Genomic DNA, 19845 nt, shown 5'->3' with positions numbered 1-19845 from the left:
TTGACCTAGTGCAGGTTGGGCTGGGCGCCGACGCCCTTTTCATCGATGGCAAAGCCGCGGGCAAAGCGGTCCAGCCGGAAGGCGCGGGCCAGCGGATGGGGCTGGTCGCGGGCGATCAGATGGGCAAAGCACCAGCCGGAAGCCGGCGTCGCCTTGAACCCGCCATAGCACCAGCCGGCGTTGAGGTAGAGATTGTCGATCGGGGTCTTGTCGATAATGGGCGAGCCATCCATGCTCATGTCCATGATGCCGCCCCAGGAGCGCAGCAAGCGGATGCGCGATAGCGCCGGGATCATGGCGACGCCGGCTTCGGCGACATGCTCCACGCCCGACAGGTTGCCGCGCTGGGCATAGGAATTGTAGCCCTCGATATCGCCGCCAAACACCAACCCTCCCTTGTCGGACTGCGATACATAGAAGTGTCCGGCGCCGAAGGTGACGACAGTGTCGATGAAGGGCTTGAGCCCTTCGGTCACGAAAGCCTGCAACACATGGCTTTCGATTGGCAGGCGCAGCCCGGCCATATCCGCCACCACCGTCGAGTTACCGGCCGCCGCCAGTGCCAGCCGCTTGGTGCCGATGAAGCCGCGACTGGTTTCGACGCCAACCACCTGGCCGGCATCCATGCGGATGCCGGTGACTTCGCAGTTCTGGATGATATCGATGCCGCGCTGATCGGCGCCGCGGGCATAGCCCCAGGCAACCGCGTCATGGCGCACAGTGCCGCCGCGACGCTGCAGCAACCCGCCACGGATCGGGAAGCGTGCATTGTCGAACGAGAGAAACGGCACCATCTTACGCACGGCTTCCCGATCGAGCAGTTCCGCATCGACGCTGTGCATGGCCATTGCATTGCCGCGTCGGGTAAAGGCATCGCGCTGCGCATCGGAGTGATAGAGATTGAGCACGCCGCGCTGGGAGACCATGGCGTTGAAATTGAACGCCTGCTCCAGCCCCTCCCACAGCTTCATGGAAAATTCGTAGAAGGGCTCGTTGCCTTCCAGCAGATAGTTGGAGCGGATGATCGTGGTGTTTCGCCCGATATTGCCCGAACCGAGCCAGCCCTTCTCCAGCACCGCGACGTTGGTGATGCCAAATTCGGTTGCCAAATAATAGGCCGTCGCCAATCCATGCCCGCCGCCGCCGACAATGATGACATCGTAATGCGGCTTGGGGTCGGGGCTGCGCCAGGCCGGCGCCCAACCCTTGTTGCCCCCCAGGCCCTTCAGGAACAGCGATAGGGCAGAGTAGCGCATGGCGAGGGTCTGGCTCCAACTGCCCCGACAATGCGCCAAATCGCGCAGCAGACTTGTCTTGCACAGACACATTTTGGTACAGAACGGACATGTCCGATCATGATCCCGCCGTTGCCCAGGAAATCGGTTTCATCCTGCTGCCGGACTTTGCGCTTATGTCATTCGCCTCGGCAATCGAACCCCTGCGCGCGGCAAACCTGCTGGCAGGTGCAGAACTCTATCGGGTGCGCATCTTTGCGCCCGGTGGGAGGGCGGTCAGCGCGTCGGCCGATCTGCCCATCGCCGCCGAGCCCCTCCCGCGGAACGGCAGGGGGCTGCATACAGTGTTTGTCTGTGCCGGCGGCAATCCGGCCGCCTGGCTGGATCCAGAGGTCATCGCAACCCTTCGCCGCATGGCCCTTGACGGGGTCCGCCTGGGCGGCATTTCGGGTGGCCCGTATGTGTTGGCGGCCGCAGGCCTGCTGCAGCGGCGCCGTTTCACCATCCACTGGGAACATGCGCCAATGCTGGTCGAGACATTTCCCGATCTGGTCCCCGAGCGTAGCCGCTTCGTCATCGATGGTGACCGCATCACCTGCGGCGGCGGCGTGGCTCCGCTCGATCTGATGCACGCGCTTATCGCCGAGCGTCAGGGTGCTGACTTCGCTCACCGCGTCAGCGACTGGTTCCTGCATACCCATATCGATCCGTCCGAAGCGCCGCAGCGCACCAGTCTGGCCGAACGCTATGGCGCACATCATCCCACACTTCTGGCGGCGCTCGAAGCCATGGAAAGCCGGATCGAAGCGCCGTTGCCGCGTGCCGCCATGGCACGACTTGTCAGCATCACGCCGCGTCATCTGGACCGGTTATTCGCCATCCATTTGCGGCGCAGCTACACCGACGTCTATCGTGGCATCCGGCTCGACCACGCCAGGCGCCTCGTCCGGCAGAGCCTGCTCTCGATCTCGGAGATCGCGTTGGCGGCGGGATTTTCCGAGCCTGCGCATTTTTCCCGCGCCTATCGCCGCCATTTCGGCCAGTCGCCACGGGCTGACCGTCAGCGGCTTTCCTCTGGATAACGGAAATGTTCTTCAAGGTATCGGTTGAAACCTTTGGCGCGCAGCGCATTGTGTTGCATGGACAAGAAATCAAAGCGCCAAACCCAGCCTGGTTCCACAATGCCCACCCAGCCTGCGGCGATCAGCCAAGTGCCGGCGCTGACCCAGGATCCGCACGCGCTGCGAGAGCCAAAGGAATACAATCTTGAGCTGGCAATCGGACGCGAGGTCCGCTCGTATCGGCGCCAGTTGGGCATCACCGGTGCCGATCTATCGTCGGCGACCGGCATCTCCATGGGCATGCTGTCCAAGATAGAGAACGGCACAATCTCTCCATCGCTGCGCACACTGCAGTCCTTGTCGCGGGCCCTGGGCGTGCCCGTATCGGCCTTGTTTCGCGGCTTTGAAGAAAGCCACAGCGCGGTGCTGGTCAAGGCCGGGGAGGGGGTCGAGATCGAACGGCGCGGGACGCGCTCGGGCCATCAATATAATCTGCTGGGCCATCTCGGTGACAATACCAGCGGGGTCACCGTAGAACCCTACCTGATCACCCTTACGGCCAACTCTGACGTGTTTCCGGCCTTCCAGCATGAGGGCATGGAATTCATCTACATGCTCGAGGGTGAGGTCCACTATCGCCACGGTGACACGCTGTACACGCTGCAGCCCGGGGACAGCTTCTTTTTCGACGCCGATGCGCCGCATGGGCCAGAGGTGTTGGTGACCCTGCCCATCCGCTTCCTGTCGATTATTTCCTACCCGCAGCGTTAGTTCCGGCCGACACCGCTGCCTGCCTCGCCGACTTGTCCGCGTTCCGTGGGGCTAATCCCCTCAGTGTGATCGCGGGGCAGTTCCCCGCAACGCTGCGCCTGCCTGCGTTTCGAGCGCAGGACCGGCCACGCCCGCCCCGAATGTTTCTCTGTACGAAAGTAATATTCGTACTAGTTGAAATCATGAAGTGAAGGTGCTACCGATTGGGCATGAACCGAGCGGAGCTTAAAATATGTGCGGAATCGTCGGGCTATTCCTGAAGGACAAGACGCTGGAACCGCAGCTCGGCGCGATGTTGTCCGAAATGCTGATCGTTATGACCGACCGCGGACCCGATAGCGCCGGCATTGCCATTTACGGTTCAGCCACGCCCGGACAGGCCAAGATCACCGTGCAGTCGGCCAATCCCGACGTTGATTTTGCCGGTCTCGAAACGGCTCTAGGTGAGACGCTTGCTGCTCCAGTTGCGGTTATCCGCAAGAGCAGCCACGCCGTGATCACCCTCCCGCTGGCGGTCCTCGAACTGGCCCGTGCCGCACTCGCTGAGCTGCGCCCCGCGATCCGCGTCATGGGGCGGGGTGAAAGCGTCGAAATCTACAAGGAAGTGGGGCTGCCCGCCGAGGTGGTCAAGCGGTTCTCGGTTGCCAGCATGAGCGGCACACACGGCATCGGCCACACCCGCATGGCAACGGAGTCCGCCGTGACGACGATGGGCGCCCATCCATTCTCGACCGGCCCGGACGAGTGCCTGGTGCATAACGGCTCGCTCTCCAACCACAACAATCTGCGGCGGGAGCTCAAGCGCGACGGTGTTCGCTTTGAAACCGAAAACGACAGTGAAGTTGCCGCCGCCTACATCTCCAACAAGATCGCGCACGGCATGAATCTGGGTGAGGCGCTGGAGAGCGGTCTCAGCGATCTCGACGGCTTCTTCACTTTTGTCGTGGGTACGGGCTCAGGCTTTGGCGTCGTCCGCGACCCCATCGCCTGCAAACCGGCCATCATGGCCGAAACCGATCGTTATGTGGCGTTCGGCTCCGAATATCGCGCACTGGTCAACCTGCCGGGCATCGAGAGCGCCCGCGTCTGGGAGCCGGAGCCGGCCACCGTCTATTTCTGGGAGCATTAGGTCATGGCCACTTTCGATCTGGCGACCGCCACCTTGCGCGAACTCAATGCGCAACTGCACGCCACGCAATCGGGCAGCAACGACACCGCCTGGGAGGTTCTCAACCCGCGCGGCGCCCATTCGGTCGCCGTGGGCATCGATGCCCCGCTGCATGTCGATGTGCATGGCAGCGTCGGCTATTACTGCGGCGGCATGAACAGCCAGGGCACGGTGACGGTGCATGGCTCTGCCGGCCCCGGCGTCGCCGAAAACATGATGTCAGGAATTGTGCACATCAAGGGCGATGCCAGCCAGTATGCCGGTGCGACCGGGCGCGGTGGACTGCTGATCATCGACGGAAATGCCGCTTCGCGGTGCGGCATTTCGATGAAGGGCATCGACATCGTCGTGCGCGGCAGCGTGGGCCACATGTCGGCCTTCATGGGCCAGTCGGGCAATCTTGTCGTGTTGGGCGATGCCGGTGAGGCGCTTGGCGACTCCCTCTATGAAGCGCGCCTGTTTGTTCGCGGCAGCGTCAAGAGTCTGGGTGCCGACTGCGTCGAGAAGCCGATGCGCGACGAGCATCTGGCAATTCTGGCGGACCTGCTCGAACGCGCCGGCATCGATGATGTCGAGCCTTCCGAGTTCACTCGCTACGGCTCCGCCCGCACGCTCTACAATTTCAACATCGACAACGCCGACGCGTATTGAGGCCAAGATGAGCTATCAAAATCCGCCTACCGTTCCGCGCCAATCGGCCACCTTCGATGCCTATACCCTTTCTGAAATTCGCCGGGCCGCGGCGACCGGCATCTACGACATCCGTGGCGGTGGCGCCAAGCGCAAGGTGCCCCATTTCGACGATCTGCTGTTCCTGGGCGCTTCGATCTCGCGCTACCCGCTCGAGGGCTATCGCGAGCGATGCGACACGAGTGTCGTGCTCGGCGCCCGCTTTGCCAAAAAGCCGATCGAACTCAAGATCCCCATTACCATTGCCGGCATGAGCTTCGGCTCGCTTTCGGGCCAGGCCAAGGAGGCCCTGGGGCGAGGCGCCAGCCTGGCGGGTACCTCCACCACCACGGGCGATGGCGGCATGACCGAGGAAGAGCGGGGCCATTCGCAAGTCCTGGTCTATCAGTATCTGCCCTCGCGCTATGGCATGAACCCGCGCGATCTCCGCCGCGCCGACGCTATTGAAGTGGTGGTGGGTCAAGGGGCCAAGCCCGGCGGTGGCGGCATGCTGCTCGGCCAGAAAATCTCCGATCGCGTCGCCGAAATGCGCACGCTGCCCAAGGGCATTGACCAACGTTCGGCCTGCCGCCATCCTGACTGGACCGGACCGGATGATCTTGAAATCAAGATCATGGAGCTCCGCGAAATCACCGATTGGGAAAAGCCGATCTACGTCAAGATCGGTGGCGCGCGGCCCTATTATGACACTGCGCTTGCGGTGAAGGCCGGTGCCGACGTTGTCGTGCTTGACGGCATGCAAGGCGGCACCGCCGCCACGCAGGAAGTGTTCATCGAAAATGTCGGCCAGCCGATCCTGGCCTGCATCCGACCAGCCGTGCAGGCGCTGCAGGACCTGGGCATGCACCGCAAGGTGCAACTGGTGGTTTCAGGTGGCATCCGCAACGGCGCCGATGTCGCCAAGGCGCTGGCACTGGGTGCCGACGCCGTTTCGATTGGTACGGCGGCGCTGGTGGCCATCGGGGACAACGATCCGCGCTGGGAGGCCGAGTATCAGGCTTTGGGCACGACGGCGGGCGCCTACGACGACTGGCATGAGGGCAAGGACCCGGCGGGTATCACCACGCAGAACCCAGAGCTTAGCCAGCGGCTGGACCCGGTGGCCGCAGGCCGTCGCCTCGCCAACTACCTCAAGGTCATGACCCTGGAAACCCAGACCATCGCGCGTGCCTGCGGGAAAAACCATGTGCACAATCTCGAACCCGAGGACCTGTGTGCGCTGACATTGGAAGCAGCGGCCATGGCCGGCGTTCCGCTCGCGGGCACCGACTGGATTCCCGGCCGGTCCGGATTCTGACGCCCCTAACCCTTCACTGCCTGAGCCGATGCCTTGAAAGGACTTCCTATGAGCAGCGAACTTGCGGACTTCGCCCAGCAGCGTGGCGTCAAGTATTTCCTGATCAGCTACACCGACCTGTTTGGTGGCCAGCGCGCCAAGCTGGTGCCGAGCCAGGCCATTGCCGACATGGAGCGGGACGGCGCCGGCTTTGCTGGATTCGCAACCTGGCTTGACCTCACCCCTGCCCATCCAGATCTCTTCGCCGTACCGGATCCGTCCTCGGTGATCCAGTTGCCCTGGAAACCCGAAGTCGCCTGGGTTGCCGCCGATTGCGTGATGGAAGAACGATCGGTCGCCCAGGCGCCGCGCAATACGCTCAAGCGCCTGGTCGCTGAGGCGGCTGCAGAAGGCATGCACGTCAAGACCGGCGTCGAGGCCGAGTTCTTCATTATCGGTGCCGATGGCCAGCAGATTTCGGACCAGTATGATACGGCCGCCAAGCCCTGCTACGATCAGCAGGCCGTCATGCGTCGCTACGACGTCATCACCGAAGTCTGCGACTACATGCTTGAGCTGGGCTGGGGCCCGTATCAGAACGACCATGAAGACGCCAATGGTCAGTTCGAGATGAACTGGGCCTTCGATGATGCCCTCAAAACGGCCGACCGGCATTCATTCTTCAAGTTCATGATCAAGTCGGTCGCCGAAAAGCACGGCTTCCGCGCTACCTTCATGCCCAAGCCCTTCGAGGGGCAGACCGGCAATGGCTGCCACTGCCATGTCTCGGTATGGGACGAGGCCGGCACGACCAACGTCTTTGCCGACAAGTCCATGGAACTGGGGCTCTCCGCCAAGGGGCGGAACTTTCTGGGCGGCATCATGACCCATGCCTCCGCGCTGGCCGCCATCACCAATCCGACGGTCAATTCCTATAAGCGCATCAACGCCCCCCGCACGATTTCGGGTGCAACCTGGGCACCCAATTCGGTGACCTGGACTGGTAACAACCGCACCCACATGGTGCGCGTTCCAGGTCCCGGGCGGTTCGAACTGCGCCTGCCTGACGGAGCGGTGAACCCCTATCTGCTGCAATCGATCATCATCGCCGCAGGGCTCGACGGCGTTCGGCGCAAGGCCGATCCCGGCAAGCGCTACGATATCGACATGTATCAGGAAGGGCATCTGGTGACAGACGCGCCACGTCTGCCGCTCAACCTGCTGGACGCGCTGCGCGAATATGACAAGGACGACAGCCTCAAGCAGGCAATGGGCCCGGAATTTTCTGCCGCCTATCTCAAGCTCAAGCATGGCGAATGGAATGCCTATGCGTCCCACTTCACCGCATGGGAACGCGAAAGCACGCTCGATATCTGAGCTCGCCCAAGTCCCGCAGCCAAAAGGTTCATCGATGACTGCCTACGTCCTAACCGTCAGCTGCGCGTCGCGCCGCGGCATCGTCGCCGCGATCGCCGGATATCTGTCCGGCATGGGCTGCAACATCACTGACAGCGCCCAGATGGACGATCAGGAGACGGGGCGCTTCTTCATGCGCGTGACCTTCGTCAGCGAGGAAGGCCACGACGGGGTGGCGCTGACTGAAGGATTTGAGCCGGTCGCCAAATCCTTCGGCATGACCGCCACCATCAATGACGCCGCGCACAAGATGAAAGTGCTGCTCATGGTGTCGCGCTTCGGTCATTGCCTCAATGACCTGCTTTATCGCTGGCAGATCGGCGGCCTGCCGATCGATATCGTGGGGGTGGTGTCCAACCATTTCGACTATCAGAAAGTGGTGGTCAACAACGATATTCCGTTCCACCACATCCCCGTCACCAAAGCCAACAAGGCAGAGGCGGAGGCTCGGTTGATGAGCGTCGTCGAGCAATCGGGCACCGAACTGATCATTCTGGCGCGTTACATGCAGGTGCTGTCCGAAGCGGTGTGTCGCAAGATGTCGGGGCGGATCATCAATATCCACCACTCGTTCCTGCCCAGCTTCAAGGGCGCCAACCCCTACAAGCAGGCCTATGAGCGTGGTGTAAAGCTGATCGGCGCCACTGCGCACTATGTGACCGAGGATCTCGACGAAGGTCCGATCATCGAGCAGGACATTGTCCGTGTTACCCACGCCCAGAGTCCGGCCGACTACATCGCCCTCGGTCGCGACGTCGAGAGCCAGGTATTGGCCAGGGCCGTGCACGCCCACATCCACCGTCGTGTGCTGCTCAATGGCAGCCGTACGATCGTCTTCCCACCGAGCCCCGGCAGCTATGCCTCAGAACGGCTGGGCTAAGACCTTTCACCCACTGTTCGAAATACGTCCATGGGCGCTGTCATTGCGCCAGTGCCTGGCGACGTCGGTCCGATGACCATTGCCATGTTAATGGCCAATACGGTGACCGCCGCGTATCGCGCTACCGGCCGGCCATCGCCGATGTCCTGTACCTCCATCGGTGGCAGGCCCTCAGCCAAGCTTGACGCCGTCGACGATGACGATGTGAACGTTCGCGGCCCCCGCTCGTTTGGCGCGGGCTGCGCTATACGCGTCGGACTCGTAGCAAGCCCGCGCCGCCGCAAGATCTGGAAACTCGATCACCACATGACGTGCAAAGGCCGGGCCTTCCAAAGTCTCCGCCGTGCCACCCCGCGCCAGAAAGCGTGCCCCGAACTGGGCGAAGGCTTTGGGGGCGAGTGCTTGATAGCCGGCATAGGCGTCAGGGTCGGTGACCGTGACATGCGCTATCCAGTAGGCGGCCATCAGGCTGTGCCCGCCGCGCCATTTGGCTTTTCCAGCAGGCGATGCGCGATTTCAGCCGCCTCCGCAAGATGCTCCCGAACCGCAGTCGCAGCCGCCGCAGGGTCATTTGCAGCAATGGCGCCGGCGATGCGCGCCATCCGCGCTGGACCCGACACATGCCGGTCGGTCGTCGCCAATGTCAGCGCCCGTAGGCGGGAGATGCGGCCATTGAGCCGCTGCACGATTTCCCAGGCAACGTCGTGTCCTGCGACCTCGAAAATGACCTGATAGAAGTGGGTGGACGCGTCATACAACCGATCAGGCTCAGGGGCCTGGCTGGCGGCCTCGAGGGCGGTCAGCGCCTGACTCAGGGCGGCCTTGGCTGCCGCATCGGCCTTGCGGGCGCAGTCAGCGGCAGCCTCCGCCTCAAGCAGCAATCGAATATCATAGATTTGCCGGGCCTGCTCCCAGTCGAGCCGGGCAACCATTGGCCCGCTGCGGGGCAGGAGGACCACCAAGCCCTCTGCCTCGAGATATCGGATCGCCTCCCGGACTACCGAGCGCGACACATCCAGCTGCTCGCAAAGGGCTCGCTCTACCAACCGCTCACCGGGTGCGAAGTAACCCGAAATGATAGCCCGGCGGAGCCGGTCTACGCAGATTTCACGCAGAGTTTGCGGGAAAGACTCGATCTTGAGATTCGGCATGATGATCATACCGGCACCATAATTGGGTGAGGTTAGCAACGCAATGCCTTGACATTCCGTCTTATGGTATACCAACTTACAGCAACGCTTCTGAGGAGCATGCTGTGGCTGCGCAAATTCGAAAGACGTTTCTTTCCATTGAGACGACACTTGTTGAAGGCAGACGTCCCGCTGCCCGTCCACTCAAGCTGATCGCGGCGGCCGCGGTCGTGACAAATCCCTGGGCAGGGCGTGATTTCGTTGCCGATCTCAAGCCGGAAATTCACGATGTGGCGCCCGAGCTGGGAGCCCTTCTGACCCAGATGATCTGCGATGCGGCCGGTGGCGGCGCAGCCGTCGAGGGCTATGGCAAGGCGGCCGTGGTCGGCCTTGATGGCGAGATCGAGCATGCTTCGGCGCTCATTCACACCCTCCGCTTCGGCAACCACTATCGGGAAGCGGTCGGCGCCAAGACCTATCTGGCTTTCACCAATACCCGCGGGCCTGCCAATTGCCCCATTATGATCCCGCTGATGGACAAGGTCGACGAAGGTCGGCGCTCGCACTACCTCACCATTCAGTTTGCCATTCCCGATGCTCCGTCCGCCGACGAGATCGTCGTGGCCCTGGGTGCGTCCATTGGCGGCCGACCCCACCATCGGATTGGCGATCGCTATCAGGATCTCAAGGATTTGGGCCATGACGTCGCGAATCCTGCTGCTATCTGACGGTCGCAAGGTCCGGCTGCTCGAGGCAGGGGCCGGAGAGCCGCTGGTTCTCATCCATGGTGTCGGGCTGCGGGCCGAAGTCTGGGAGCCGCAGATTGCGGCACTTTCGGACCATCACCACGTGATCGCCATTGACATGCCCGGCCACGGCGGCAGCGACCCGCTCGCGCCGACGGCGCGCCTTGAGGATTACGTCGACTGGGGCGCCAGCGTCGTCGAGGCGCTTGCCCTTGGGCCGGTCAATGTGGCCGGGCACTCGATGGGCGCACTTATTGCAGCGGGGCTTGCAATAGCACGTCCCGACCTGACCCGTCGGGTGGCGCTGCTCAGCGCCGTTTACCAACGCGGGGCGGCCTTGCGCCAGTCGGTGTTGGCGCGTGCCGACGAAATTGCGCGGGGCGAAAACGGTATCAACGGACCGATCGCGCGTTGGTTCGGCGATGAGGACGGGCCATTCCGCAAGCGGGTCGCCGGCTGGCTTGGCGGCATGGACCGCCAGAGCTATGCGACCGCTTATCGGGCCTTTGCCGAAGGCGACACGGCCTATGTCGGCCGGCTGGGCGCAATCGCCTGTCCGGCGCTGATACTGACCGGGGAAGACGACGCCAACTCGTCGCCGGACATGAGTCAAGCCATAGCAAATGCCGTACAATCGGGGGTGGCGGCGGTCATTCCCGGGCACCGTCATATGGTCGCGCTGACCGCGCCAGACCTGGTCAACGCCAAACTCAGCGAGTGGTTGAACATGCGCCAGGCTCCCCCCGTCACCGGCCGGACGCCCCGTGCCCTCCGCGATGCTTTCGGCTGCTTCATGACCGGCGTGACCGTGGTCACGACCAACGGGCCTGATGGTAAGCCGCTGGGCTTTACCGCCAACTCGTTTTCCTCGGTATCGATGGACCCGCCATTGTTGCTGGTGTCCATCGCCAATACCTCGCGCAGCCATGCCGCCTTCGTCGGTGCACTCGGCTTTGCCGTCAACATCCTGGCCGAGGACCAGAAGGCTGTCTCGGCAACCTTTGCCAAGCCGGTGGAAGATCGTTTCGCTGGTCTCGCCTGGGAAAACGGTCCCGCCGGATCGCCGGTGATCGCTGGAACCTCGGCCTGGTTCGACTGTGACATGCACCAGGTGGTGAGTGCGGGTGACCACACCATTCTCATCGGGCAGATCGTCGACTTTGACGTTACTCAGGCGCCTGGCCTTGGCTATTACCGCGGCGCGTACGTCACCCCCGCGCAAACTGCGGTGAAATTGCCAACCGGGCCCGACGTCGTGATTTCGGCAATCCTGGAGGCGCCTGGACAGGTTCTGTTGATCGACGATGGCACCGGGGCGCTGACGCTGCCATCGATGCGCGTCGAGCGGGCGGGCGTTCAGGCATCGCTTGAAAAGCTGATCGGGCAAACCGGCCTCCAGGCCGAGCCGGGCTCCATCTACGCCGTCTACGACAATGTCGAGCGCGGCTCCCAGCACATCGCCTTCCGTTGCCCGACAGCCAGCGGCCTTCCTGCCCATGGCATGCTGGTCGATCTCACGGTGGAAAGCATGTCCCGTGTCGCCGATCCGGCCATCCGCGTCATGTTGCAGCGTCTGGCCGAGGAGTCCCGCATGGGCAATTACGGCGTCTATTTCGGCAATCACGAGCAGGGGCGCGTGACGCCTGTCGCGGAAAGGCTAGCGCCATGAAGTTCTCGCTCTTTGTCCATATGGAGCGCGTTTCGGCCAGCGACGACCAGAAACAGCTCTATGAAGAAATGATCGAACTGTGCCGCATGGCCGACGAGGGCGGCATGCACGCCATCTGGACCGGCGAACACCACGGCATGAACTTCACCATTGCGCCCAACCCGCTGCTCAATCTGGTCGACATAGCGCGCCGCACCTCGCGGGTGCGGCTAGGGACCGGCACGGTGGTTGCCCCCTTCTGGCACCCCATTGCCCTGGCCGGCGAAGCGGCAATGGCCGACATCATCATGGACGGGCGGCTCGACCTTGGCATCGCTCGTGGCGCCTACGGCTTCGAATACGAGCGGCTCGTCCCGGGGCTGGACGCCTGGGGCGCCGGGCAACGCATGCGCGAGCTGATCCCCGCGGTCAAAAAACTCTGGCAGGGCGACTATACCCATGAGGGCGAGTTCTGGAGCTTTCCCAAGACGACCTCTTCGCCGATGCCGCTGCAGCAGCCGCACCCGCCGATCTGGCTGGCGGCACGCGACCCCAACAGCCATGATTTCGCGGTTGCCAACGGCTGCAACGTGCAGGTGACGCCGCTCCATTTCGGCGACGAGGAAGTGCAGAGCCTGATGGATCGCTTCAACGCGGCCTGCGCCAAATTTCCCGAGCAGCCGCGTCCCCAGATCATGGTGCTGCGCCATACCTACGTGGCCGACAACGAGGCCGATGCGCAGCGTGGCGCCGAGGAACTGAACACCTTCTACAACTATTTCGGCGCCTGGTTCAAAAATGAGCGGCCCATTTCCATGGGGCTCATTGAAGCCCTGACGCCTGAGGAGATCGCGGCCCACCCGTTCTACTCGCCGCAGGCGATGCGCCAGAACCAGATCGTCGGTGAGGCGCCCGAGGTGATCGACAGGATCAGATCCTATGCGGCAATGGGCTATGATCAGTTCTCGTTCTGGATCGACAGCGGCATGAGCTTTGAGCGCAAGCGCGCCTCGCTCGAGCGTTTCATCCGCGATGTCATGCCGGCATTCGCCTGAGGATCAGATGGACCGCTTTCAGCTCTATATCGATGGCAAGTTCGAACCCGGGGCGGCGAGCTTTGAAAGCATCGACCCCGCCACGGGCAAGCCCTGGGCGATGATGCCCGAGGCCCGCGCCGCCGATGTCGAGCGCGCCGTTGAGGCCGCCCATCGTGCATTCCTGGCGCCGGAATGGGCCGGACTCACGGCCACCGCCCGTGGCAAGCTACTGATGCGGTTGGCAGATCTCGTGCAGCAGGCGGCCCCCCGCCTCGCCCAAATCGAAACGCGCGATACCGGCAAGATCATCCGCGAAACCTCCGCCCAGATCGCCTATGTCGCCGACTACTACCGCTACTATGCCGGTCTCGCCGACAAGATCGAAGGGGCTCACCTGCCGATCGACAAGCCGGACATGGAGGTGTGGCTGCGCCGCGAGCCGGTGGGCGTGGTCGCCGCCATCGTGCCCTGGAACAGCCAGTTGTTCCTGTCGGCTGTCAAGATCGGGCCCGCCCTGGCGGCCGGTTGCACCCTGGTGGTCAAGGCCTCCGAGGATGGCCCGGCTCCGCTGCTCGAATTCGCCCGACTCGTCCATGAGGCAGGCTTTCCGCCTGGTGTGGTCAACATCATTACCGGCTTCGGAGCAACCTGCGGTCAGGTGCTGACCACCCATCCCAAGGTCGCCCATATCGCCTTTACCGGCGGGGTCGAGACTGCCCGCCACGTGGTGCGCGGTTCGGCGGAAAACCTGGCGCGAACCTCGCTCGAACTGGGCGGCAAGTCGCCTTTTATCGTCTTTGCGGACGCCGATCTGGAAAGTGCAGCAAACGCGCAGGTGGCGGCTATCTTTGCGGCCACTGGGCAAAGCTGCGTCGCCGGCTCGCGCCTGCTCGTCGAGGAGAGCGTCAAGGCCGTCTTGCTCGCCCGGCTCAAGCAGAAGGCGGAAGCCGTGCGTATGGGCGCGCCCGACGACATGGCCACCGAAGTCGGTCCGCTCTGCACCGCGCGGCAGCGAGATCGCATTGTCCGGGTCGTCGCGGAGTCCCTGGCTTGCGGCGCTCGCCTGATCGCTGGCGGCACGCCGGACGCTGACACGGGACAGTTCTATCCTCCCACCATTCTCGATTGCTCGGATGCGCCACAAGCACCTTGCTTGACCGAAGAGCTCTTCGGGCCCGTCCTCTCGGTCCTTGGCTTCAAGGATGAGGAGCACGCGCTGACGCTGGCCAATGAGACCCGATACGGGCTGGCGTCGGGCGTCTTCACGCAGAACCTCACCCGCGCCCACCGCATGATCCGCGGCATTCGCGCCGGTGTTGTCTGGGTCAATACCTATCGTGCCGTTTCGCCGATGGCGCCCTTCGGCGGACACGGTCTGTCAGGTTTCGGCCGGGAAGGCGGCCTGGCAGCGGCACTCGACTACACGACGGTGAAAACCGTGTGGCTGCGCACCTCGGACAGTCCGATCCCGGACCCGTTCGTCATGCGCTGAGGGACAATGCAAAGGAGACGACTATGAAACGTTTACTGCTCGGCTTGGCTTTCGCGGGTACGCTGGCGGTTTCGGCCGCCCAAGCGCAGACGATTGTTTTCACGTCATGGGGCGGAACCACCCAGGATGCGCAAAGCGCCTTCTGGGCCAAGCCGTTCAGCGATGCAACCGGCACCGTGGTGGCCCAGGACGGCCCCACCGACTATGGCAAGATCAAAGCCATGGTCGAGGCTGGGTCGGTGGTGTGGGATGTGGTCGATGTCGAGTACGACTATGCCCTGCAGGCCGCCGAGCAAGGGCTGCTGGAACCGCTGGATTTCACCATCATCGATAAGTCCCGGCTCGATCCGCGGTTCGTCTCCGACTACGCGGTGGGCTCGTTCTACTACTCTTTCGTGCTGGGTTGGAACCCGGCCAATTTCACCGGCGACCAGCCCGCCACTCTGGCCGATCTCTTCGACACCACAAAATTTCCCGGCAAACGCACCTTCTACAAGTGGGCTGCGCCCGGCGTGATCGAGGCAGCGTTGCTGGCCGATGGCGTCGCACCCGACCAGCTCTATCCGCTTGATCTCGACAGGGCCTTTGCCAAGCTCGACACGATCAAATCTGAAATCATCTGGTGGGACGGCGGCGCCCAGTCCCAGCAGTTGCTTGCCTCGGGCGAGGCCCCTATCGGCTTCTTCTGGAACGGACGCCTCGCAGCGCTCGAAATGTCGGGTGTGGATGTGGGCATCAGCTGGCAGCAGAATGTCACTGCCGCCGACGCGCTCGTCGTCCCCAAGGGTACGACCAACAAGGACGCTGCGATGAAGTTCATCGCTGAAGCAACCAGCCCAGAGGGGCAGGCGGCGTTCGCGGCAGCTTCGGGCTACGCCCCGATCAATCTGGATTCGGCCGACTTGATGGATGCCGCCGTCCGGGCGACGCTCCCCGATGCGCAGACGGCCGAGCAAGTGAATGCGGATCTTGCCTACTGGGCCACGAACCGGGACGAGATCGGCAATCGCTGGTACGCTTGGCAGGCTCAATAAGATCCGGGCAACCCCGGCCACGGTCGGGGTTGCCAATGCGCTTTTGGGGAGGACCCTAACATGCTTGGTGCTGCCGTGGTCTCGTCGCGCCGTTCGGGTCTTGGCTTTGCGATGCCGGCCACAGTGTTGCTGGTCGCCTTCTTTGTGGTGCCGGTTGCCCTGCTGCTCGCTCGCTCGGTCACCGAGCCTGTCCTGGGGATGCAAAATTATGCGACGCTCCTGGGCAGCACGACCTATCTACGCATCTTCTTCAACACGTTCATGGTGGCCGGGCTCGTAACGATCATCACGGTGCTTATTGCCTTCCCGGTGTCCTGGGCCCTGGCCATCATGCCGAAACCCCTCGCCGCCATCCTGTTCGGCATCATCATCCTGTCGATGTGGACCAACCTTCTGGCACGGACCTATGCGTGGATGGTCATGCTGCAGCAGACCGGGGTGGTGAACCGCATCCTCCAGGCGCTCGGCGTCATCGAGCAGCCGCTGCAACTGACCAACAGCCTCGTTGGCGTGACCATCGGCATGGTCTACATCATGATCCCATTCATGGTCCTGCCGCTCTACGGTGTCATTCGCAAGATCGACCCGATGACGCTCCAAGCCGCCAGCCTGTGCGGCGCGACCCGCTGGCAGGCACTTACCCGTGTGCTGCTGCCACTGGCGATGTCCGGCATCGCATCCGGAGCGCTTATGGTCTTCGTCATGTCGCTTGGCTACTTCGTCACCCCCGCTTTGCTAGGAGGCACCGCCAACATGATGGTGGCCGAGCTCATCGTGCAGCAGGTGCAGAGCCTGGTGAACTGGGGCATGGGCGGGGCCGCTGCCTTCGTGCTCTTGGTGGTCACGCTGGCCCTCTACGCCGTGCAATTGCGCCTCTTCGAACCGGTGGGGAGCCGCTAATGCTGCTCGATTTTCACAAGCTGGGCAGTTGGAAGTGGCTGCTGCTCGGCATCTGCCTGCTGACCGCGCTGTTTCTGCTGCTACCCATCGTCTTTATCGTCGCCCTGTCCTTCGGCAACTCGCGCTGGTTGATCTTTCCACCGCCGGGCTGGACACTCCAGTGGTACCAGGAACTGCTGTCCGATCCGCGCTGGCTGGAGGCCGCCTTCACCTCCGCCCGCATCGGCGTGGTGGTCACCATCATTTCGGTCGTTCTTGGTTTCCTGGCGTCTCTCGCGCTGGTCCGCGGCACATTTCCCGGCCGCTCGATCCTGCGCGCCTTCTTCCTGACGCCTATGGTGCTGCCCGTGGCCATCATCGGGGTAGCACTCTATGCCGCCTTCCTGCGTGTGGGTCTGAGCGGCACCTTCATCGGCTTCGTCATTGCCCATGTGATCGTTGCGCTGCCCTTTGCGATCATTACCATTTCGGGTGCGCTCGAGACATTTGACCCTGCCATTGAGGACGCTGCCGTGCTCTGTGGCGCTTCCCCCTGGGAGGCGCGGTTCCGCGTCACGATGCCGGCCATCAGTCATGGATTGTTTTCGGCCGCGATTTTCTCGTTCCTTATTTCCTGGGATGAGGTGGTGCTGTCCATATTCATGGCGTCACCCACGCTTCAGACGCTGCCCGTGCGCGTCTGGTCCACGCTGCGGCAGGATTTGACACCCGTGGTCGCGGCTGCTTCCGCCCTCTTCGTCGTGCTGACCTTGCTGCTCATGGCGGCGGCGGCCCTGATCCGCAAAGGCAAGTCCAGATGAGCAGCCCGTATCTTCACATCGATGGCGTCCGCAAGGTCTATAACGACGTGGTCGCGACAGACAATGTCGATCTGACGATCGAGCAGGGTGAGCTCGTCACCTTTCTGGGGCCGTCTGGTTCCGGCAAATCGACGACGCTCTATATCCTGGCCGGCTTCCAGGACCCCACCAGGGGCGATATCCGCATCCGCGGCAAGTCCATCCTCTCGATCCCGCCGCACAAGCGCCAAATCGGCATGGTGTTCCAGCGCTACACGCTGTTTCCTCACCTGAGCGTTGGTGAAAATATCGCCTTCCCGCTGCGCGTGCGGCGGATGAACCAGTCTGAGATTGCAGAAAGGGTGACGCGGGCGCTGGCATTGGTCAGGCTGACTGGCCTTGAGGACCGCATGCCAGCCAAGCTCTCGGGCGGACAGCAGCAGCGTGTCGCCCTGGCCCGTGCCCTCGTCTACGATCCACCTGTGCTGCTGATGGACGAGCCGCTTTCGGCGCTCGACAAGAAGCTGCGCGAGGAAATCCAGGTCGAAATCCGGCGCATTCACCAGGAGACAGGCGTCACCATCCTCTATGTCACGCATGATCAGGACGAAGCCCTTCGCCTGTCTGATCGTATTGCGATCTTCAATCGCGGCCGGATCGAGCAGGTCGGTACTGGTCCCGAGCTCTATGAGAATCCGGCCACCCATTTCGTTGCCGACTTCATCGGAGACAGCACCTTTCTTGCCGGGGAGATTGCTGAGCTTGCCAACGGAAAGGTCAGCCTGCGCTTCTCCGATGGCACGCAACTGTCCCCGGTGCGCCTGCACGGCGACGGCCGCCGTGGCGGGACCGCCGAACTGCTGTTGAGGCCCGAGCGGGTCGACCTTGCCGCCGAACCGGGAGGGACCGGCGCTTCTCTGCCCGTCACCGTCGAGGATGCCGCTTTCCTGGGCAATGCCATGTTGGTCTCGGTCCGGACGGGTTGGGGACAGCAAATTGTCATCCGCATTGGCTTCGGTCACCCGCTTTCTGGGCGTATCAAGAGAGGCGACGCAATGCATGTGCGCTGGAACCCAGAAACCGCCAGCGCCTTCGCCAAGGGGTAAGGAAATGCACCTGTCGGATTCTTCGCTGCTCGCCACTGACGCCTTCATCGGTGGCGAGTGGATCGGCTCGTCTGAGCGCCTGGCGGTGCGCGATCCCGCGCGTGGCAACCTTTTGGCCGAGGTCGCCGATTGCGATCGCGCTGCGGCGGCCGAAGCGATCGCTCGCGCTGGCAGGGCGCAGCCGGCATGGGCCGCCTTGACGGGCAAGGAGCGGGCCGCCCATCTGCGGCGCTGGCATGATCTCGTCGTTGCCAACGCGGACGACCTTGCCCGCATTCTCACCGCCGAGATGGGTAAACCCCTTGCTGAAGCCAAGGCCGAGATTCTCTATGGCGCCGCCTATATCGAGTGGTTCGCCGAAGAGGCCAAGCGCATCTATGGCGACATCATTCCGGGCCATCAGCGCGACAAGCGTCTGCTGGTCCTCAAGCAGCCCGTCGGCGTGGTCGCCGCCATAACGCCGTGGAATTTCCCCAATGCCATGATCGCCCGCAAGCTGGCGCCGGCACTGGCTGCCGGCTGTACGATCGTCGCCAAACCCGCCGCTGAGACGCCACTTTCAGCCCTGGCGCTGGCCGTCCTAGCGGAGCGCGCAGGCCTGCCCAAAGGTGTTCTTTCGATAGTGCCATCGTCACGAAGTGCGGAACTGGGCCTCGAATTCTGCCAGAACCCGGCAGTCCGCAAGCTGAGCTTTACCGGGTCGACCAATGTCGGCCGCATCCTGATGCGGCAGAGCGCCGACCAGATCAAGATGTTGTCGCTCGAACTGGGCGGCAACGCCCCCTTCATCGTGTTCGATGACGCAGATATCGACGCCGCGGTGGACGGCGCTATCGCCTCCAAGTTCCGCAATGCCGGGCAAACCTGTGTCTGCACCAATCGCATCTATGCCCAGGCCGGAATCCACGAAGTCTTCTCCCATCGTCTCGCCGAGCGCGTCAGCAAACTGAAGGTTGGGCCGGGCGACGCAGATGGGGTCGAGATTGGTCCGCTGATCAGTTTGGCTGCTCTGGCCAAGGTTCAGGATCATGTCGCTGATGCACTGGCCAACGGGGCGCGGCTGTTGTTCGGCGGGGCACAATTGGAGGGCACGTTCTTCCAGCCAACTGTGCTGGCAGGCGTCTCAACCCAGGCAAAACTGGCGCGTGAGGAGACTTTCGGGCCGCTTGCCGCCGTTTTCAGCTTTGAATCGGAAGATGAGGTCATCGCTTTGGCCAACGACACCGAATTCGGCCTCGCCTCCTATGTGTACACCCGAGACCTCGCCCGCGCCTGGCGGGTGATGGAGCGGCTCGAATGTGGGATGGTGGGCATCAATACCGGCCTCATTTCGACTGAGGTCGCCCCGTTTGGGGGCATCAAGCAATCGGGTATGGGCCGGGAAGGTTCGCACTATGGAATCGAGGACTATCTCGAACTGAAATACGCGTGTGTGTCCGTGTGACTGCGCCGTCTGCATACGACGCCCAGAGTGTG

19 protein-coding genes and 1 pseudogene are annotated in these 19845 nt (G+C 62.9%); 17 read left to right on the top strand and 3 right to left on the bottom strand.

The window, feature by feature from the left end; translation table 11 throughout:
- Positions 1-5 precede the first annotated feature (5 nt).
- A complete protein-coding gene (locus IM737_RS08770; protein WP_236899535.1) occupies positions 6-1256 on the bottom strand; it encodes a sarcosine oxidase subunit beta family protein in 1251 nt (416 codons plus the stop codon).
- An 89-nt stretch (positions 1257-1345) separates the two neighbouring features.
- Here IM737_RS08770 and IM737_RS08765 point away from each other — a divergent pair, with 89 nt between their 5' ends.
- From IM737_RS08765 to IM737_RS08730, 8 genes and pseudogenes are all read left to right on the top strand, one after another.
- Positions 1346-2317 carry a GlxA family transcriptional regulator gene (locus IM737_RS08765; RefSeq protein WP_236899534.1) on the top strand — a complete coding sequence of 324 codons (972 nt, stop codon included), beginning with the start codon at positions 1346-1348 and terminating at the stop codon, positions 2315-2317.
- A gap of 99 nt (positions 2318-2416) precedes the next feature.
- A complete protein-coding gene (locus tag IM737_RS08760) occupies positions 2417-3067 on the top strand; it encodes a helix-turn-helix domain-containing protein (RefSeq protein ID WP_236899895.1) in 651 nt (216 codons plus the stop codon).
- A 232-nt stretch (positions 3068-3299) separates the two neighbouring features.
- Complete coding sequence (locus tag IM737_RS08755; protein ID WP_236899533.1) at positions 3300-4196, top strand: class II glutamine amidotransferase; 897 nt, start codon at positions 3300-3302, stop codon at positions 4194-4196.
- A 3-nt stretch (positions 4197-4199) separates the two neighbouring features.
- The gene (locus IM737_RS08750) at positions 4200-4886 is read left to right on the top strand and encodes a GXGXG domain-containing protein (RefSeq protein WP_236899532.1); all 687 of its coding nucleotides are present in this window, start codon (positions 4200-4202) and stop codon (positions 4884-4886) included.
- Between the two features lie 7 nt (positions 4887-4893).
- A complete protein-coding gene (locus tag IM737_RS08745; RefSeq protein WP_236899531.1) occupies positions 4894-6222 on the top strand; it encodes an FMN-binding glutamate synthase family protein in 1329 nt (442 codons plus the stop codon).
- 48 nt (positions 6223-6270) lie between these two features.
- Positions 6271-7578, top strand: coding sequence for a type III glutamate--ammonia ligase (gene glnT / locus IM737_RS08740; RefSeq protein ID WP_236899530.1), 1308 nt, complete (start codon positions 6271-6273; stop codon positions 7576-7578).
- Between the two features lie 34 nt (positions 7579-7612).
- Positions 7613-8497, top strand: a complete 885-nt coding sequence (gene purU / locus IM737_RS08735; RefSeq protein WP_236899529.1) for a formyltetrahydrofolate deformylase — start codon at positions 7613-7615, stop codon at positions 8495-8497.
- 36 nt (positions 8498-8533) lie between these two features.
- A pseudogene (locus IM737_RS08730) lies at positions 8534-8638 on the top strand (bifunctional methylenetetrahydrofolate dehydrogenase/methenyltetrahydrofolate cyclohydrolase); the annotation flags it as partial.
- A 30-nt stretch (positions 8639-8668) separates the two neighbouring features.
- On the opposite strand, the gene IM737_RS08725 reads toward IM737_RS08730, so the two are convergent.
- Together IM737_RS08725 and IM737_RS08720 are read right to left on the bottom strand one after the other, a co-directional pair.
- The gene (locus tag IM737_RS08725; protein ID WP_336886235.1) at positions 8669-8962 is read right to left on the bottom strand and encodes a DUF1330 domain-containing protein; all 294 of its coding nucleotides are present in this window, start codon (positions 8960-8962) and stop codon (positions 8669-8671) included.
- Positions 8962-9657 carry a GntR family transcriptional regulator gene (locus tag IM737_RS08720; RefSeq protein WP_236899528.1) on the bottom strand — a complete coding sequence of 232 codons (696 nt, stop codon included), beginning with the start codon at positions 9655-9657 and terminating at the stop codon, positions 8962-8964. The genes IM737_RS08725 and IM737_RS08720 overlap by 1 nt, the downstream gene beginning before the upstream one ends.
- Positions 9658-9752: 95 nt before the next feature.
- Here IM737_RS08720 and IM737_RS08715 point away from each other — a divergent pair, with 95 nt between their 5' ends.
- The 9 genes from IM737_RS08715 to IM737_RS08675 are packed head-to-tail and all read left to right on the top strand — an operon-like array spanning position 9753 to position 19813.
- A complete protein-coding gene (locus IM737_RS08715) occupies positions 9753-10355 on the top strand; it encodes an amino acid synthesis family protein (RefSeq protein ID WP_236899527.1) in 603 nt (200 codons plus the stop codon).
- Positions 10327-12042: an alpha/beta fold hydrolase gene (locus tag IM737_RS08710; RefSeq protein ID WP_236899526.1), complete on the top strand. Its 1716-nt coding sequence runs from the start codon at positions 10327-10329 to the stop codon at positions 12040-12042. The genes IM737_RS08715 and IM737_RS08710 overlap by 29 nt, the downstream gene beginning before the upstream one ends.
- The gene (locus tag IM737_RS08705; protein ID WP_236899525.1) at positions 12039-13076 is read left to right on the top strand and encodes an LLM class flavin-dependent oxidoreductase; all 1038 of its coding nucleotides are present in this window, start codon (positions 12039-12041) and stop codon (positions 13074-13076) included. Before IM737_RS08710 ends, IM737_RS08705 begins: the two co-directional genes overlap by 4 nt.
- Positions 13077-13083: 7 nt before the next feature.
- Positions 13084-14550 (top strand): aldehyde dehydrogenase, encoded by a 1467-nt coding sequence (locus IM737_RS08700; protein ID WP_236899524.1) that lies wholly within the window; start codon positions 13084-13086, stop codon positions 14548-14550.
- Positions 14551-14573: 23 nt separating this feature from the next.
- Positions 14574-15584: an ABC transporter substrate-binding protein gene (locus tag IM737_RS08695; RefSeq protein ID WP_236899523.1), complete on the top strand. Its 1011-nt coding sequence runs from the start codon at positions 14574-14576 to the stop codon at positions 15582-15584.
- 60 nt (positions 15585-15644) lie between these two features.
- Positions 15645-16484 carry an ABC transporter permease gene (locus tag IM737_RS08690; protein WP_236899522.1) on the top strand — a complete coding sequence of 280 codons (840 nt, stop codon included), beginning with the start codon at positions 15645-15647 and terminating at the stop codon, positions 16482-16484.
- A complete protein-coding gene (locus tag IM737_RS08685; protein WP_236899521.1) occupies positions 16484-17284 on the top strand; it encodes an ABC transporter permease in 801 nt (266 codons plus the stop codon). Before IM737_RS08690 ends, IM737_RS08685 begins: the two co-directional genes overlap by 1 nt.
- On the top strand, positions 17281-18369 hold the full coding sequence (locus IM737_RS08680) for an ABC transporter ATP-binding protein (RefSeq protein ID WP_236899520.1): 1089 nt from the start codon (positions 17281-17283) through the stop codon (positions 18367-18369). The genes IM737_RS08685 and IM737_RS08680 overlap by 4 nt, the downstream gene beginning before the upstream one ends.
- Before the next feature lie 4 nt (positions 18370-18373).
- Positions 18374-19813 carry an NAD-dependent succinate-semialdehyde dehydrogenase gene (locus IM737_RS08675; RefSeq protein ID WP_236899519.1) on the top strand — a complete coding sequence of 480 codons (1440 nt, stop codon included), beginning with the start codon at positions 18374-18376 and terminating at the stop codon, positions 19811-19813.
- Positions 19814-19845 lie beyond the last annotated feature (32 nt).

It is taken from the genome of Devosia sp. SL43 (assembly GCF_021729885.1).
In the GTDB taxonomy this organism is placed as follows: domain Bacteria; phylum Pseudomonadota; class Alphaproteobacteria; order Rhizobiales; family Devosiaceae; genus Devosia.
The sequence above is the reverse complement of the archived record's forward strand: the minus strand, read 5'-3'. Positions and strand labels throughout refer to the sequence as shown.